General features: G+C 71.5%; 15 protein-coding genes. 9 read left to right on the top strand and 6 right to left on the bottom strand.

Annotated elements, in window-relative coordinates; genetic code table 11:
* Positions 1–45 precede the first annotated feature (45 nt).
* Positions 46–807 (top strand): NUDIX hydrolase, encoded by a 762-nt coding sequence (locus tag ACZ6SF_RS19200; RefSeq protein WP_466063488.1) that lies wholly within the window; start codon positions 46–48, stop codon positions 805–807.
* A 5-nt stretch (positions 808–812) separates the two neighbouring features.
* On the opposite strand, the gene ACZ6SF_RS19195 is transcribed toward ACZ6SF_RS19200, so the two are convergent.
* The 4 genes from ACZ6SF_RS19195 to bioB all read right to left on the bottom strand — a co-directional run bounded on the left by ACZ6SF_RS19195 (position 813) and on the right by bioB (position 3475).
* A complete protein-coding gene (locus ACZ6SF_RS19195) occupies positions 813–1343 on the bottom strand; it encodes a DUF1353 domain-containing protein (RefSeq protein WP_466063487.1) in 531 nt (176 codons plus the stop codon).
* Positions 1344–1468: 125 nt separating this feature from the next.
* A complete protein-coding gene (locus ACZ6SF_RS19190; protein WP_466063486.1) occupies positions 1469–2161 on the bottom strand; it encodes a DUF2567 domain-containing protein in 693 nt (230 codons plus the stop codon).
* 2 nt (positions 2162–2163) lie between these two features.
* The gene (gene bsaP, locus ACZ6SF_RS19185) at positions 2164–2373 is read right to left on the bottom strand and encodes a biotin synthase auxiliary protein BsaP (protein WP_466063485.1); all 210 of its coding nucleotides are present in this window, start codon (positions 2371–2373) and stop codon (positions 2164–2166) included.
* Between the two features lie 67 nt (positions 2374–2440).
* Positions 2441–3475, bottom strand: a complete 1035-nt coding sequence (gene bioB / locus ACZ6SF_RS19180) for a biotin synthase BioB (RefSeq protein ID WP_466063484.1) — start codon at positions 3473–3475, stop codon at positions 2441–2443.
* Positions 3476–3632: 157 nt separating this feature from the next.
* On the opposite strand from bioB, the gene ACZ6SF_RS19175 reads away from it, so the two are divergent.
* The 6 genes from ACZ6SF_RS19175 to ACZ6SF_RS19150 all read left to right on the top strand — a co-directional run bounded on the left by ACZ6SF_RS19175 (position 3633) and on the right by ACZ6SF_RS19150 (position 10446).
* A complete protein-coding gene (locus tag ACZ6SF_RS19175; RefSeq protein WP_466063483.1) occupies positions 3633–4217 on the top strand; it encodes a TetR/AcrR family transcriptional regulator C-terminal domain-containing protein in 585 nt (194 codons plus the stop codon).
* A 40-nt stretch (positions 4218–4257) separates the two neighbouring features.
* Positions 4258–5424 carry an 8-amino-7-oxononanoate synthase gene (locus ACZ6SF_RS19170; protein ID WP_466063482.1) on the top strand — a complete coding sequence of 389 codons (1167 nt, stop codon included), beginning with the start codon at positions 4258–4260 and terminating at the stop codon, positions 5422–5424.
* Entirely contained in the window at positions 5421–6173 is a 753-nt protein-coding gene (bioD, locus tag ACZ6SF_RS19165; RefSeq protein ID WP_466063481.1) for a dethiobiotin synthase, read from the top strand. The genes ACZ6SF_RS19170 and bioD overlap by 4 nt, the downstream gene beginning before the upstream one ends.
* Positions 6174–6182: 9 nt before the next feature.
* On the top strand, positions 6183–7355 hold the full coding sequence (gene macS, locus ACZ6SF_RS19160; protein WP_466063480.1) for a MacS family sensor histidine kinase: 1173 nt from the start codon (positions 6183–6185) through the stop codon (positions 7353–7355).
* 139 nt (positions 7356–7494) lie between these two features.
* Positions 7495–8130 (top strand): response regulator, encoded by a 636-nt coding sequence (locus ACZ6SF_RS19155; protein ID WP_466063631.1) that lies wholly within the window; start codon positions 7495–7497, stop codon positions 8128–8130.
* Positions 8131–8229: 99 nt separating this feature from the next.
* Complete coding sequence (locus ACZ6SF_RS19150) at positions 8230–10446, top strand: DUF2339 domain-containing protein (RefSeq protein ID WP_466063479.1); 2217 nt, start codon at positions 8230–8232, stop codon at positions 10444–10446.
* Between the two features lie 37 nt (positions 10447–10483).
* Here ACZ6SF_RS19150 and ACZ6SF_RS19145 read toward each other — a convergent pair whose 3' ends face one another.
* Positions 10484–11803, bottom strand: a complete 1320-nt coding sequence (locus ACZ6SF_RS19145) for an adenosylmethionine--8-amino-7-oxononanoate transaminase (protein ID WP_466063478.1) — start codon at positions 11801–11803, stop codon at positions 10484–10486.
* A 120-nt stretch (positions 11804–11923) separates the two neighbouring features.
* Positions 11924–12373, bottom strand: a complete 450-nt coding sequence (locus ACZ6SF_RS19140) for a MarR family winged helix-turn-helix transcriptional regulator (RefSeq protein WP_466063477.1) — start codon at positions 12371–12373, stop codon at positions 11924–11926.
* Positions 12374–12402: 29 nt separating this feature from the next.
* Here ACZ6SF_RS19140 and ACZ6SF_RS19135 point away from each other — a divergent pair, with 29 nt between their 5' ends.
* Positions 12403–12930: a cupin domain-containing protein gene (locus ACZ6SF_RS19135; protein ID WP_466063476.1), complete on the top strand. Its 528-nt coding sequence runs from the start codon at positions 12403–12405 to the stop codon at positions 12928–12930.
* A 252-nt stretch (positions 12931–13182) separates the two neighbouring features.
* Positions 13183–15585 carry a malto-oligosyltrehalose synthase gene (gene treY / locus ACZ6SF_RS19130; RefSeq protein WP_466063475.1) on the top strand — a complete coding sequence of 801 codons (2403 nt, stop codon included), beginning with the start codon at positions 13183–13185 and terminating at the stop codon, positions 15583–15585.
* The last annotated feature ends 34 nt before the right edge of the window (positions 15586–15619 follow it).

The following is a 15619-nucleotide window of genomic DNA, read 5'->3' as shown; positions in this document are numbered from 1 at the left end:
GCGACCGGCAACCCCGCCGATTCGCACTCACCAGGTTTTCGACTTATGATCGAAAACGTGGACCAGTTTAGCACCATCCATGAATCGCTCACCGCGGTGTTCCAGGTTCGCCACTTCCCGGCCACCATCACCCCAGGTGAGGGCGCTCACAAGGGGGCGGGCGGGCGCCGGGCGGGCGCCGGGCGCCGCGAACTCGCGGTCCTGCTGTGGCAGCGCGCGCTGGACCCGCAACAGGGCACCTGGTCCCTGCCCGGCGGCCGGTTACGCAACGACGAGGATCTCGACGCCTCCGCCCGGCGCCAGCTCGCCGAGAAGGTCGACGTCCGCGAGGTGAACCACCTCGAACAGCTGTCGGTGTTCAGCGCCCCGGACCGGGTCCCCGGACCGCGCCGGATCGCCTCGGCCTATCTGGGCCTGGTCCCGCTCACCGTGGACCCCCGACTGCCATCGGACACCTCCTGGCACCGGGTCTCGGCGCTACCGGAGATGTCGTTCGACCACGGCACGGTGGTCGAACACGCCCGCGCCCGGCTGGCCGCCAAACTCTCCTACACCAATATCTCCTTCGCCCTGGCGCCGGAACGGTTCACCATGTCGACGCTGCGCGAGATCTACTGCGCGGCACTGGGTTACGATGTCGATACGACGAACCTGCAGCGCGTGCTCACCCGGCGCAAGGTCATCACCCCCACCGGCGACACCGCCGCTCCCGGCCGGGCCGGCGGGCGACCGGCCTCGGTGTACCGGTTCTCCGATTCCGGTCTGCGGGTCACCGACGAATTCGCCGCCCTGCGCCCCCGCGCCTGACCCACTCAGATCTTCATCTCCGGCCGCGGTACCCGTGCCGGGCTCTCGTGCGGCAGCACCTTCACCACGGCCCACGCGATCACCTCGATGAACCAGAACAGCACCAGGAACACCGCGACCACGACGGTCGGAATCGCCAGGAACAGAATCGACAGCACCGCGACCACGGTGAACACCGCCAAGGCCGGCGGCGTGATGCCCTTCAACCGGCTGCCGAACCGCACCGCCGTCCACATCATCCACTGCCGGGGCACCGAGACATCGCATTCGCGCAGCGCCCGCCGGAATATCCCGTCGGCGTCGACCGCGCTGACCACCTCCGACCGCAGCAGGTAGTCGTGCAGGATCGCCGCGCGGGTGTACACCCCGTAGCGCGGCACCAGCCAGACCACCGGACGCGGGACCGACGCGAAATCGGTGCGGAACCCCGCGGGCACTTCGAATTCTTCCTGTGAACCCGCGTAGCGCAGCGGCTCCCGCGTCTTCCAGAACGTCCCGTCGATCTCCTCGACTACGAGCGCACTGGTGAACCCCACCGAACCATCTCCCCTGTCGTCCCGTCGATTTCGCTCAGCCTACGACCGGACTACGGGATTACGCGCGCGGGACCGGCGCGGCGGTCCCGATGACCGGGAACAGGGGCCGAGCCGGGACGCGGAGTTCAGTTCGGCGGGGTCGTGGCGGGCGAATCCCGGGGGGATGGGCCGTCTTCCGGTACCGGGGCCGCCGGGCTCGTCCCGCCCACCGGGGCCGGATCGGGCGGCACCTGCTCGTACGGCACGGCACCCGGTTCCGGATCCGCGTACGGCTGACGCCGGGACTCACCGAACGGGCTCAGGAATCCGCTGCCGAGATCCTCGGTCGTACTCAGACCGGCGAGCAGCAGGATCACCAGTGACGCGAGCAGGGGCTGGGCCAGCAGGGCCATCGAACCGTCCAGATCGACCGGGAGCGCCACGATCTGCCCCACCGGCGGGTCCACCGGGCGCGGGTTGTCCCAGTGGTTGACCGCGTGCCCGGACCAGGACATCACCCAGGCCCCCGCCACCGACCCGAGCAGCAGTCCGGCGAACTGGATCGGCCCGCGCATCCGGCGCTGCCGCCACGCCACCACCGCCGACAGCAGGCCCGTGACGGCGCCCGCGGCGGTGAACAGGGCCATCGCGTCGAAACGGTGCAGGCTCTCCCCGACCAGTCCCGCACCCCGGCCCGGTTCGACCACCAGAAGCCGTTCGGTCGGCGCCAGCAGGCCCCACAGACCACCGACGACCAGGCTCACCACCACCACGGCGACCAGCAGAACACCCGCGGCCCGGAGTTCCCGGCCCGCGCCGGCGAAACGTGTACCCGGCACCGCTACCGCGCCTCGGCGGCGGTGGAATCGCTGACGCCGTGCCGCGAGCAGGTCGCCGACCAGCCGTCCGGGTTCACCTGCACGACCATCCGGCGGCCGCAGTGCTCGCAGAACCGGGGCGGTTCCAGGCCGAGCGCGACGGCCCGGGATACCGGTTCGTCGTACCCGGGCGCGATCGGCCGGCCCGTGAACGGGTTGTAGCGCTCGTCCATAGGGCCGACAGTACTCACGGGTCGCGCGGTTGCCCGGTTGACGCCGCCGATCGGCTCGTCCCGGCGCTCAGAAGGTCTCATTGAGGGCTTTGATCGGCATCTGCAGTTCGCCGAGCAGGTCGAGATCCTGTTCGGCGGGGCGGCCGAGGGTGGTGAGGTAGTTACCGACGATCACCGCGTTGATCCCGCCGAGGATGCCCTGCCGGGCCCCGAGGTCGCCGAGGGTGATCTCCCGGCCGCCCGCGAAACGCAGGATGGTGCGGGGCAGTGCCAGCCGGAACGCCGCCACGGCCCGCAGTGCGTCCGCCGCCGACAGCACCTCGAGATCCCCGAACGGGGTGCCCGGGCGCGGGTTGAGGAAGTTCAGCGGGACCTCGTCGGGTTCGAGAGCGGCCAGGTCGGCGGCGAATTCGGCGCGCTGCTCCAGGGTTTCGCCCATCCCGAGGATGCCGCCACAGCAGACCTCCATCCCCGCCGCGCGCACCATCCGCAGGGTGTCCCAGCGTTCCTCCCAGGTATGAGTGGTGACCACATTCGGGAAGTACGAGCGCGAGGTCTCGAGATTGTGGTTGTAGCGGTGCACACCCATCGCGGCCAGGCGGTCCACCTGATCCTGGGTGAGCATCCCCAGCGAGCACGCGACCTGGATGTCCACCTCGTTGCGGATGGCCTCCACCCCGGCGGCCACCTGTGCCATCAGCCGCTCGTCGGGCCCGCGCACCGCGGCCACGATGCAGAATTCGGTGGCGCCGGTCTTGGCGGTCTGTTTCGCCGCCTCCACCAGGCTCGGGATATCGAGCCAGGCCGCCCGCACCGGCGACTGGAACAGTCCGGACTGCGAGCAGAAATGGCAGTCCTCGGGGCAGCCGCCCGTTTTGAGGCTGATGATGCCCTCGACCTCGACCTCTGGTCCGCACCAGCGCAACCGCACCTCGTGCGCGAGCTGGAGCAGTTCTTCGAGGTGGTCGTCGCCGAGGCGCAGCACCGCGAGCGTCTGCTCCCGGGTGAGTCCGATTCCGCGCTCGAGTACCTGCTCCCGCGCGTGGGTGAGTACCTCGGCGGCGGCCGGCGTGGCGGCGGTGTCGACAGATGCCCGGTTCACTGGCTGGTCCCTTCGTCGTGCGGGTGTCGCTGGTCCCGGACTCCCCCGGACCCAGAACTTGAACGGTGTTCAGGACAGGCTAGCGCCCCGGATTGAACAGCGTTCAGGCCGGTGTAGCGTTTATCCCGAGTCGCAGCGCCAGCGGGAGGACCGAATCGTGCAGTTACACCGGGACGACGTCGTGGACGGCGCCCTCGCCATCCTCGACCAGTACGGTCTCGCCGACCTCACGATGCGCCGGCTGGCCGGTACGCTGAGCGTCCAGCCCGGCGCCCTGTACTGGCATTTCCCCAACAAACAGGCGCTCCTCGGCGCGGTGGCCGACCGGATCCTGGCACCGATGGAACAGCCCGTGACCGCCGCGGACTGGTCGGGCGCGCTCACCGAACTCGCCCACCGCCTGCGCGACTGCCTGCTCACCTATCGCGACGGCGCGGAACTGGTCTCGTCCACCTACGCCTCCCGCCTCACCACGAACAAGGGCCGCGAGCGTTTCAGCGGCGCCGTGATCCGTGCCGGGATGCCGCGCGAGGAGGCCGAACTCGCCGCCTACACCCTGCTCTACTACGTCCTCGGCCATACCGTGGACGAGCAGTCCCGGATGCAGATGGACTCCGCCGGAGCGCTGTCCGATACGGCCGGCGAACCCGCCGGCGCGGCCGATCCGACGGCCCGCTTCGATTTCGGCCTGCAACTGTTCACCGCCGGTATCCGCCACCGCCTGGGCGCCGACGTCCGCTGAGATCACCGGCGCGGGATTCCACCTTGAACGGTGTTCAAGTATGGTGCCCCTCGTGACCTCCGATCCCCTGGCCTGGCTCGACGAACGCGCCGACGCGCGGGAAACCGCCGGACTGCGGCGCCGCCTGCGCCCGCGGACGCCGGACTCCGCGCTCCTGGATCTCGCGTCCAACGACTACCTCGGGCTGACCCGCCACCCCGAGGTGATCGCCGGAGCCGTCGAGGGGGTGCGCCGCTGGGGCGCGGGCTCCACCGGCTCGCGGCTGGTCACCGGGACCACCACCGATCACGAACTGCTCGAAACCGAATTGGCCGAATTCACCGGATTCGCCGCCGGGCTGGTCTTCGCCTCCGGGTACGCCGCCAACCTGGGCGCGGTCACCGCTCTCGCCGGACGGGGCACGCTGATCGTCTCCGACGCCGGCTGCCACGCCTCCCTGGTCGACGCCTGCCGCCTCTCCCGGGCCCGGGTCGCCGTCGCGCCGCATCGCGATACCGCCGCGGTGGCCCGGCTACTGGCCGAACGGACCGAGGAACGCGCCCTGGTACTCACCGATTCGGTGTTCAGCGCCGACGGCGATCTCGCCCCGCTGGCCGAATTGCATCGCCTCACCCGGGCGCACGGCGCGGTCCTGCTGGTCGACGAGGCGCACGGGCTCGGTGTGCGGGGCGCGGGCGGTCGCGGCCTGGTGCACGAACTGGGGTTGTCCGGCGAACCGGATCTGGTGGTCACCGCGACCCTGTCCAAGGCCCTGGCCGCGCAGGGCGGTGTCGTACTCGGCGCCGAACGGATCCGCGCCCATCTGGTCGACAGCGCGCGCACCCTGATCTTCGATACCGGCCTGGCGCCCGCGGCGGTCGGCGCGGCCCGTGCCGCGCTGCGGGTGCTGCGCCGCGACCCCGGACTCGCCGGGCGCGTGCTCACGAACGCCGCCGGTATCGCCCGGATCGCCGGCGTGCCGGCGCCCGAATCGGCGGTGGTCCCGGTGATCCTCGGCGACCCGGTGATCGCCTACGAGACCGCGGAGACCTGCCGCGGGCGCGGGGTGCGGGTGGGCTGCTTCCGGCCGCCGTCGGTGCCCGAGGGCACCTCCCGGCTGCGGCTCACCGCCCGCGCCGACCTCTCCCCCGCCGACCTCGACACCCTGGCCGCGGTACTGCGTCCGCTGCTGACCCGGGCCCGGGACACCGTGGGGGTCGCGGGATGACACCGGGCCGGGCCGCCGGGACCCCGCTGCTGATCACCGGAACCTCCACCGAGGTCGGCAAAACCGTCGTCACCGCCGCGCTGGCCGCCACCGCCCGCGCCGCCGGGCGCACGGTCGCGGTGTGCAAACCCGCTCAGACCGGAATCGCACCGGGCGAACCCGGCGATCTCGCGGTGATCTCCCGGCTGACCGGAGTGACCCGGACCGTGGAACCGGCGCGTTACCCCGACCCCCTGGCCCCCGATACCGCGGCCCGCCGATGCGGTGCCCCGCTGCTCACCCTGGCCGAGACCACCTCGGCCGTGGCCGGTCTCGCGGACGCCGACGTGGTGCTGGTGGAGGGCGCCGGCGGACTGCTGGTGCGGCTCGGCGAATTCACGCTGGTGGATCTCGCCCGCGCACTGGCCGCACCGGTGCTGGTGGTCACCGCGCCCGGTCTCGGCACCCTCAACCACACCGAACTCACCACCCGGGAACTGAAGCGGGCCGGGGTGCGCTGCGCGGGTCTGGTGGTGGGTTCGTGGCCCGCGCAACCGGATCTGGCCTGCCGCACCAACCGCACCGATCTGCCGCGGGTCACCGGCGCCGAACTGGTCGGCGCCGTCCCGGCCGGTGCGGGGTCGTGGGCGCCGGGCCGGTTCGCGGCGGCGGCACCGGGGTGGTTCGCACCGGAATGGGCCCGGCGCTACCTGGGGGCCGGCGATTCCGATCGGAGTGTTCGCCCGGTGGCCGCGGACGCCACTGCCTAGAGTTCGGGTATGCCCGCGGACCATCCGGCCCGGCCGGATCCGGCCGATGCCGCCACCGCCCCGCTGTGGCGGGCGGTACAGGCCTTCCGGCTGGTCACCCTGCTCTACGCGGTGGGCCAGCAGATCGCATCGGTGCAGTACTACCAGAATCAGCGGCTCAGCTGGGTGTTCATCGCGCTCATGGTGATCTGGTCCGGTGTCTCGGCGCTGCTGCTGGCCCGCTGGCCCACGCCCGATACCGCGCGTATCCGCAGCCTGGTGGTGGTCGGCGACCATCTCGTCGTCATCGGACTCATCGCGGCGACCCCGCTGGTGGCCGATTTCGACTGGTACCACGGACATCAGCCGCTGCCCACCACGATGTGGTCGGCGAACGCGGTGATCTCGGCGGCGATCCTGCGCGGCCCGGTCGCGGGTGTGACCTCGGGCCTGGTGGTCGCGGCGGCGATCATCACCATGCGGCAGCAGTGGGGTGAGGACGTCTGGGCCGACGCCACCGCGCCGGTGCTGGTCTCGGTGGGGCTGGCGCTCGGGCTGGCCGCGAGCACCGCCCGCCGCGCCCAGGAACAATTGCAGCACGCGGTCCGGCTCACCGCCGCCGCCGAGGAACGCGAACGGCTGGCCCGGCAGGTCCACGACGGGGTGTTGCAGATCCTCGCCTACATCAAACGGCGGGGCACCGAAATAGGCGGCCCGGCAACGGAACTGGCGCAGCGCGCGGGCGAGCAGGAGATCGCCCTGCGGCGGTTGATCTCCGAACAGGGCGGCGGCGCCGATACCGGCGAGACGACGGTGGACCTGCGCCCGCTGCTCACCGCGCACGCCGCCCCGCGCGTGGTGGTGTCGACCCCCGGTGATCCGGTGCGGATCGGCCGGTGGCGGGCCCAGGAGATCGCCGCCGCGGTGGCCGCCGCGCTCACCAATGTGGAACTGCACGCCGGTACCGGAGCGCGCGCGTATGTGCTGCTGGAGGACACCGGCGCCGAACTCATCGTGAGCGTCCGCGACGACGGCGCCGGGATAGCGCCGGGCCGGCTGGCCGAAGCCGAGAACGAGGGCCGGATGGGGGTGTCACGCTCCATCACCGGGCGCATCGCCGCGCTGGAGGGCCGGGCGGACCTGCTGACGGCCGGGATCGTCGGGGAGGGAACCGAATGGGAGTTCCGGATTCCCCGCCGGTGAGGTGCGCGATCAGCTGTCGGCGTGGGTGGTCGCCCGACCGGCGGCCCGCGGCCGGACCGCTCTGGCACGATGGGGGCAACGCCCTGATCCGGAAGGAGCGGCCACGGTGACCGACGAGCCGGCGGAGACGATTTCGGTGATGGTGGTCGACGACCACCCGATCTGGCGCGAGGGCGTCTCGCGGGATCTCGGCGAAGCCGGTTTCGAGGTGGCCGCCACCGCCGAGAACGCCGCCGCCGCGGTGCGCCGCGCCGCCGCGACCCGGCCGCGGGTGGTGCTGATGGATATGCAGTTGCCCGACGGCAACGGCGCCGGGGCCACCGCCGAGGTGCTGCGGGTATCACCGGACAGCCGGGTACTGGTGCTCTCCGCCTCCGGCGAACGCGACGATGTGCTGGAAGCGGTGAAGGCCGGGGCGTCCGGCTATCTGGTCAAGAGCGCGTCGGCCGACGAACTCATCGCCGCGGTACGCGCCACCGCCGCCGGACAGGCCGTGTTCACACCGGGACTGGCCGGCCTGGTCCTGGGCGAATACCGCCGGATGGCCGCCGCGCCCGCCGATCCGGCCGCCCCACACCGGCCCGCGCTGACCGACCGGGAGACCGAGGTGCTGCGCCTGGTGGCGAAGGGCCTGTCCGCACGGCAGATCGCCACCCGGCTCGATCTCAGTCACCGGACGGTCGAGAACCACGTACAGGCCACCCTCCGCAAACTCCAGCTCGCCAACCGGGTGGAACTGACCCGCTACGTGATCGAGCAGGGCCTGGAGAGCTAGACGGGGTAGGACCCACCCCGCCGAATCGGGTATATCCCGGCGGGTCGACCGAGTAGTCCTACTCATCTCTTCCGGCCCCCGGCCGCCGACCATCGAGGTATGACGCCTTCGATCGACCCGGCGCTGATCGCCCGCCTCTCCGGCGCGCTGACCACTGCCGCCGGCGAATTCAGCACTCTCGGCGACCGGCTGAGCGTCCTCGGCCGGGATCTGGACACCCTCCGCGAGCAGGTCACGGCGAGCGATGAGACGCCCCCGGTCCGCGCGGCGGATACCGGTGAGCCGGATACGACCACGGCCTCGCCCACCGGCTCCGCGCCGGACGCGGCGCCGTCACCCGGTGTGCGCGTCGGCGGGGTGCACACACCGGGCACCCCGGACGCGGCCGTACCGGATTCCGGTGCGGCCGCGTCCGAGCGGCCCGGCTCCGCAACCGGCCGACCGGCCCGGCCGCCTGCCGCACCGCCACCCCCACCCGCCCCGGCGCCGTGGGGAATACCCCAGCCCTCCTGGTCCCCGGGGGAAGTGCCGCCGCAGCCCCATCTGCCGCGCTCCGGCTCGCGGCAGCCCGTATCCGCGTCCACCGGCCGCCCACATCCGCACACTCCCCCGCCACGTCCGTCGCGGGCACGCTACGCGGCGGCAACAGCCATGCCACCGCCCCCGCCCGGACCGCCCGCCGCCGCGACCGGATCACCCGCGACCCCGTGGTGGCAGCGGGAAGGGGTGATCAGCCGGATCCTCGCGGTGGCCGGGGTGGGCGTGACCCTGATCGGAGTGGTCATGCTGCTCGTACTGGCCGCGCAGGCCGGGATCTTCGGGCCGATCCCCCGGGTCGTGGCGGGCGGCGTTCTGGCCGCCGCGCTGGTGGGCGCCGGGATGCGGGTGTACGGACGCGCCGGCGGACGGGTCGGCGGGATCGCGCTCGCGGCCACCGGATTCGCCGGCACCTATCTCGATGTGATCGCGATGACCACGATCTACGAATGGCTGGATCCCGTTCCGGGATTCGCGGCGGCGCTCGGTATCGCGGCGGCCGGGGTCGGGCTGGCGATGCAGTGGCGTTCGCAACCGCTGGCGGTGCTGGTGGTCACGGGAGCGGCGGTGCTGGCACCGATCGTCACCGTCGAATTGGCCCTGCTCGCCTTCCTGATCGTGCTCCAGCTGGCCTGTATCCCGGTGCAGTACCGCTTCGACTGGCCCTTCCTGCACGTCGTACGGACGGCGCCGGCCGTCCTCGCGGTCCATATCGCGATCGTCGCCGCGGTGATCGACTCCGCCGGCGGCGGCCGGGCCGGACTCGTTCTCGCCGCCGCGGTGGCCGTCGCGGCTGTCGGGCTGGCGGGCACGCTCGTGGCCGATCGGCACCGCCCCGGCGATATCGTATCGGCGATGGCCTTCGCGCTGGCCGCCACACCGCTGCTCGCCGCGCCCGCGCTCTTCGATCGTCCGGTCTCGGTTGTCGTCTCCGCGGTCTACGCGGCCGTACTACTCACGGTGACGGCCGCCGCCCTGATCCCCGGAATCCGGGAAATCGTGCGAATCCCGGGTCCTGTCACGGCCGTCGCCGCGATCGCCGGGTCCTTCGCGCTCCTGGAGACCTGCCTGACCGTCACCACCGAATCGACACTGCCGCTGGCCTTGTTCCTGGTGGCCGCCTGCTGTCTGGCGATCGCGGGACAGACCGGTCACAGGGTCGCCGCGATCATCGGCGCGTGCTTCGCGGTTCCGGGTGGGCTCGCCTTCCTCGCGATCGCCGGGCCGCACACCTTGACGACCGAATCGTCGGCGGTCCGCCAACTGGGCTCCGGGACAACGGCGTCCGCGCTCGCCGGGCTCGCGCTCGTGGCGGTGGCCCTGTGGGCGCTGCTGCGGCCGCTCACCGGGCGGCGCGACGAGTTCGCGACCACGCTGTCCTGGATCGTATTCGGTATCGCCGGGCTCTACCTGGTCACCGCGGTGACGGTCTCGATCGGGGTGGCCGCTCACGCGGACGGATTCCTCATCGGGCACAGCGTCGCCACCATCGTGTGGATGGCCGCGGCCCTGGCCGCTCTGCTGTTCGGGCTCCGGGCGATGAAGGGGGCGTCGGCGCCGACCGCGAAAGCCGCGCTGATATCGGGCCTGCTGCTCACCGCGGCGGCCCTGGCCAAACTGTTCCTGTTCGATCTGGCCACCCTCGGGGGTGTGGTCCGGGTCGCGGCGTTCCTGGTGGTCGGCATCCTGCTGCTGGTCGCCGGAACCCGCTACGCCCGGGCCTTCGCCGAAAACGATCCCCGCGGTAGCGAGAATCCCGCCCCGGACGCCTCCCGCTGACCCTCCGGCGCGACCCGGTAGCCGTCCCCTCCGGCGGCTACCGGGTCGCGTCGGGTGGGTGCGCCGGATCGGAACCGGTGCGGGCCGCCGCCACCATGGCCCGGGTGACGGTGGCGATATCGGCGGTATCGGCGATGAACGGCGGCATGGTGTAGATCAGTTCGCGGAACGGCCGCAACCAGGCGCCGGCCCCGATCGCCGCGTCCGTGGCCGCGCGCATATCGACCGGACCGGTCAGCTGGATCACCCCGACCGCGCCCAGTACCCGGACATCGGCCACCCCGGGCAGATCGCGCGCCGGCGCGAGACCCGCGCGCAATTCGGTTTCGATGCGCCGCACCTCGCCCTGCCAGTCGCGCGACAGCAGCAGTTCCACGGAGGCCACCGCCACCGCGCAGGCCAGTGGGTTGCCCATGAAGGTGGGACCGTGCATGAGCCCGCCGTGCGCGGCGCTCACGGTCGCGGCGATCCGGTCGGTGCACAGCGTCGCGGCCAGGGTCAGATAGCCGCCGGTGAGCGCCTTGCCCACGCAGAGGACATCCGGCGCCACCCCCGCCTGTTCACAGGCGAAAAGGCTTCCGGTGCGGCCGAATCCGGTGGCGATCTCGTCGAAGATCAGCAGCACCCCGTGTTCATCGCACAGCCGGCGCAGATCGGCGAGATAGCGGGGGTCGTGCCAGCGCATCCCGCCCGCGCCCTGGACCACCGGTTCCACCACGATCGCCGCCAGTTCGGCCGCGTGCCGGGCCACCGCCGATTCCAGTTCGCGCACATAGTCGTCGCGGTATTCGCGGGGCGGCGCGGAAACGAAGACCTGCTCGGCCAGGACATCGGTCCACAGCGCGTGCATCCCGCCCTCGGGATCGCACACGCTCATGGGCGTGAAGGTGTCGCCGTGGTACCCGCCGCGCCAGGTGAGCAGACGCCGTTTACCGGGCCGGCCCAGCGCACGCCAGTACTGCAGGCACATCTTCACCCCGACCTCCACCGATACCGAGCCGGAATCGCAGAGGAACACCTTGTCCAGGCCACCGGGAGTGTGGCGCACCAGCAGATCGCACAGCCGCGCGGCGGGTTCGTGGGTGAGCCCGCCGAACATCACATGGCTCATCCGCCCGGCCTGCGCCAGCAGGGCCGCGTCGAGTACCGGATGCCGGTACCCGTGGATCGCGGCCCACCACGAGCTCATCCCGTCGACGAGTTCCCGGCCGTCGGCCAGGGTGAGCCTGGTTCCGGACGCGGCGGCCACGACGAGGGGTTCGGTGGTGGCGGGAAATCCACCGTAGGGATGCCAGACGTGGCGGGCGTCGAGCGCGGAGATCTGCGCGGCGGTGAGGGGCGCGGGGGCTGTGGTCACCGGTGCTCCTCCTCTCGCGGGCCGCGCGGGGAGCACGGCGTATTGAACGGCGTTCAAGTTACCAATCACGCGGGCCCGGCGCACATCGGGGTCGCCGATCGGGAATCACCGGCCACCGCGTCACCGGCCCGGCGTGGCATCGCCGCCGCCGGACACCCCGGCGACCCGCCCGAGCAGTGCGCGCAGGCGCGCCACATCGTCCGCACCCACCTCGCCACGCACCCGCGCCTCGATCGCCGCGAGCCGCTCCCCCGCCAGGCGCAGCGCCGCGTCGCCGGCCGGGGTGCACACCACCCGCCGGGCCCGGCGGTCACCGGGATCCACCTCCCGGCGCACCAGCCCCGCCGATTCGAGGCGGCCGACGAGTTCCCCCATGGACTGCTGGGTCATCCCGGCCGCCTCCGCCAGATCTCCGATCCGCGAACCGGCGGGATCCAGATAACGGAAGACGGCGTAGTGCGCGGGCCGCAGATCGCCCGGCAACCGGGCGCGCAACTCGGCGTTCAGCTCGTCCTCGACCGCCCGGGTGGCCAGGACCAGCAGTTTCAGCAGCGACGGCGTGGTTGACATTTTATGAAGGTTACCTTTCTAATTGAAGAATGACAGCCCGGGCCCTCACGTTCCGCAACGGCCACCGCATCACGGTGCTCGATCAGGGCACCGACGAGTCCGGCCCCTTCCTGAGACTGCGGCACGAATTGCCCACCCCCGGTCGCCAGGCCGGTCCGCACTGGCATCCGGTTCTCACCGAGCGGTGGACGGTCCGCCGCGGCGCGCTGCGGTTCCGTATCGACGGACGCGATATCGAGGCCCACCCCGGCGATACCGTCCACGCCCCGGCCCGCGCGGTGCACGAGTTCTGGAACCTGGCCGCCGATACCGTGCTCGACCACGAGATCCGGCCGCCGCTGCGGCACTGGCAGATGTTCACCCTGTGGAGCGCCCTCGACGAATCCGGGGCGACCCTGGGCAGCGGTATCCCGCGCAATCCGCTGGCACTGGGCCTGCTCTGGGAACTGCAGGACGGCTACCTGGCCGGGATACCGCCCGTGCTGCAGCGATGGATATTCGGCGGCCTGGCCGCAATCGCCCGGCGAACCGGATGCGCACGCCGCTGGGCCGGATGACGCGACACCAACTGAACGCCTGACCAACAGCCACTGACCGATCGGCGCCGGAATCGCGCTAGGGTCATGGCCATGCACGCGTCCGATCCACGGCCCGGGGAAGCGGCACCGCCGGGAATCGCACCGGCCCGAACCCGGCCACCGGAGACCGACCGGCACCCACCCCGACCCCGGTAGTCCCGTTACCCGGCCCGCCCGCCCGGGCGTTCACCACCACCGCCGAGCCACCTCAGGACCGCACCGAGAAACCGTATGCCCGCAGACCCGCCGAGCCTCCGCCGCCCACCGCGCGCCACTCCGGTCCGCAGCACCTACCGGCTGCAGCTGCGACCGGACGGACTCCCCTTCGTCCAAGCCGCGGCCATCGCGGAATACCTTCAGCAACTGGGTGTCTCACACCTCTACCTCTCCCCGGTGATGACGGCCGCGCGCGGCTCGGCACACGGCTACGACGTCACCGATCCCACCACCGTCTCCCCGGCGCTCGGCGGCCCGCTGGGCCTGAAATCGCTGGCCGACGAGGTGCGCAATCGCGGGATGGGACTGATCATGGATCTGGTGCCCAACCATGTGGGCGTCGCCGATCCGCAGCAGAACCTCTGGTGGTGGCATGTGCTGCAGTACGGCCGCAAATCCCAGTTCGCCTCGTTCTTCGATATCGACTGGAGTCCCGGTAACGGCGTCGGCGGACGCCTCGCACTACCGGTCCTGCGCAGCGAGAACGATCCGGCCGCGCTCACCGTGGACCGGTCCGGCCCGGAACCCCGGCTGGCCCTGCACGAGATGCGCTTCCCGATCGCTCCGGGCACCGACGGCGACAACGCGCTGCGTATCCACGACAAACAGCACTACCGGCTGGTCAGCTGGCGGTCCGGGATGTGTGGATACCGCCGGTTCCTGGCGGTCAACGGACTGGCCGCGCTGCGGCAGGAGGAACCGCAGGTCTTCGAGGCCACCCACCGGGAACTGGCCGCCTGGTGCGAACACGATCTGATCGACGGTGTCCGGGTCGACCATCCCGACGGCCTCACCGACCCCGCCGGCTACCTCCAGCGCCTGCGCCAGGTGATCGGCCCCAACCGGCTGCTGCTGGTGGAGAAGACCCTGGCCAACCGCGAACCCCTCGATCCGACCCTGCCCATCGACGGCACCACCGGATACGACAGCATCGCCGATTTCGGCGGGGTGCTGCTGGAACCGGCGGGTGAACCGGTCCTGACCGAACTGTCCCGCCACATCACCGGTCACGGCAGCGACCGCATCTGGGTCGGGGAGAAGGAACACCGCATCAAACGCGCGGTGGCCGAGAGCATTCTGGGCCCCGAGATCCGCCGTCTGGTCGCCGCGATCAAACAGGACGCCCGGGCCGAGGATTTCGACACCATGGCGCTCACCAACGCCACCATCGAAGTGCTGTCGTTCCTGCCGGTCGCCCGGGCCGACTACGCGCCACTGGCCGGCATGATCAGCGCGGTGCTCGCCGAAGTGGAGAAACGCAACGCCGAACTGCGGGTGCCACTGTCCATCCTGGCCACCGCGATGACCGCCGGCGGCACCGCCTGGAACCGGTTCCATCAGGTGAGCAACGCCATCGGCGCCAAGGCCGTGGAGGACATCCTCTTCTACCGGGCGGTCCGGCTGGTATCGCTGCAGGAGATGGGCGGTAACCCGGCCCGCTTCGGCCGCACGGTCAACGAGTTCCATCTCGCCAACGCGTCGCGGGCCCGGCGCTGGCCGGCCTCGATGACCACACTGTCCACCCACGACACCAAACGCGGCGAGGATGTGCGGGCCCGGATCGGCGTCCTGTCCCAGGTGCCCCGGATGTGGGCCCGCGCGGTGACACTGTGGCTGGAGAAACTCCCCCCGCCCGACGGCGCGACCGCCCTGTTCCTGCTGCAGAACATGTTCGGTATGTGGCCGGCCGACGGCCGCCCGGCCCCCTCCGTGCCGGGCCTGCGTGAACGGGTGCACCGTTTCGCCGAGAAGGCGATCCGGGAATCCGGCGAGCACACCTCCTGGGAGGATCCCGATGTCGACTTCGAGAACGCGGTACACGTCTGGCTCGACCAGGTGATCGACGGCCCGGTGGGCCGCCAGCTCACCGACCTCGCCCACGATCTCGCCCCGCACGCGTGGTCCGATTCGCTGGCGCAGAAACTGCTGCAGCTGTGCGCGCCGGGAATTCCGGATATCTACCAGGGCTGTGAGCTGTGGGAGGATTCGCTGGTCGATCCGGACAACCGCCGGCCGGTCGATTTCGGTTCGCGCGCCGGATTGCTGCACACCCTCACCACCACCCCGCCGATGGACATCACCGGCGCGGCGAAGATGTGGATCGTGGCCTACGCGCTGTGGCTGCGGCGGGAACGTCCCGAATGTTTCGTCGGCGGCACCTATACGCCCACCTTCGGGCACGGCGAACACGCCGACAAACTCCTGGCCTACGCGCGCGGCCGGGTGGGCTCCGAACCCGAGATCATCGTGGCCGTCACCCGGCACAGTGTCGCGATCGGCGAGACCGGCTGGGGCGATACCTATATCGAACTGCCGTCGGGATCGTGGACCGACCGGCTCACCGGTCACACCTTCCAGAACCGGGCCCGCACCGAGAAACTCTTCGCGCGGCTCCCGGTCGCGCTCCTGGTCCGCTGAGACCGTCGGAGCGCTGAGACCGTCCGGAGCGCGC

The sequence above is a fragment of the Nocardia sp. NPDC049935 genome (genome assembly GCF_055586645.1).
This window is presented reverse-complemented; position numbering and strand designations above follow the sequence as displayed.

Excerpts from the sequence above, each read along its gene's own strand:
- ACZ6SF_RS19200 (WP_466063488.1), top strand. The coding sequence starts at position 46 with ATGATCGAAAACGTGGACCAGTTTAGCACCATCCATGAATCGCTCACC.
- bsaP (WP_466063485.1), bottom strand. The coding sequence starts at position 2,373 with ATGGACGAGCGCTACAACCCGTTCACGGGCCGGCCGATCGCGCCCGGG.
- ACZ6SF_RS19170 (WP_466063482.1), top strand. The coding sequence starts at position 4,258 with ATGGTGCCCCTCGTGACCTCCGATCCCCTGGCCTGGCTCGACGAACGC.
- bioD (WP_466063481.1), top strand. The coding sequence starts at position 5,421 with ATGACACCGGGCCGGGCCGCCGGGACCCCGCTGCTGATCACCGGAACC.
- macS (WP_466063480.1), top strand. The coding sequence starts at position 6,183 with ATGCCCGCGGACCATCCGGCCCGGCCGGATCCGGCCGATGCCGCCACC.
- ACZ6SF_RS19155 (WP_466063631.1), top strand. The coding sequence starts at position 7,495 with ATGGTGGTCGACGACCACCCGATCTGGCGCGAGGGCGTCTCGCGGGAT.
- ACZ6SF_RS19150 (WP_466063479.1), top strand. The coding sequence starts at position 8,230 with ATGACGCCTTCGATCGACCCGGCGCTGATCGCCCGCCTCTCCGGCGCG.
- ACZ6SF_RS19140 (WP_466063477.1), bottom strand. The coding sequence starts at position 12,373 with ATGTCAACCACGCCGTCGCTGCTGAAACTGCTGGTCCTGGCCACCCGG.
- ACZ6SF_RS19135 (WP_466063476.1), top strand. The coding sequence starts at position 12,403 with ATGACAGCCCGGGCCCTCACGTTCCGCAACGGCCACCGCATCACGGTG.
- treY (WP_466063475.1), top strand. The coding sequence starts at position 13,183 with ATGCCCGCAGACCCGCCGAGCCTCCGCCGCCCACCGCGCGCCACTCCG.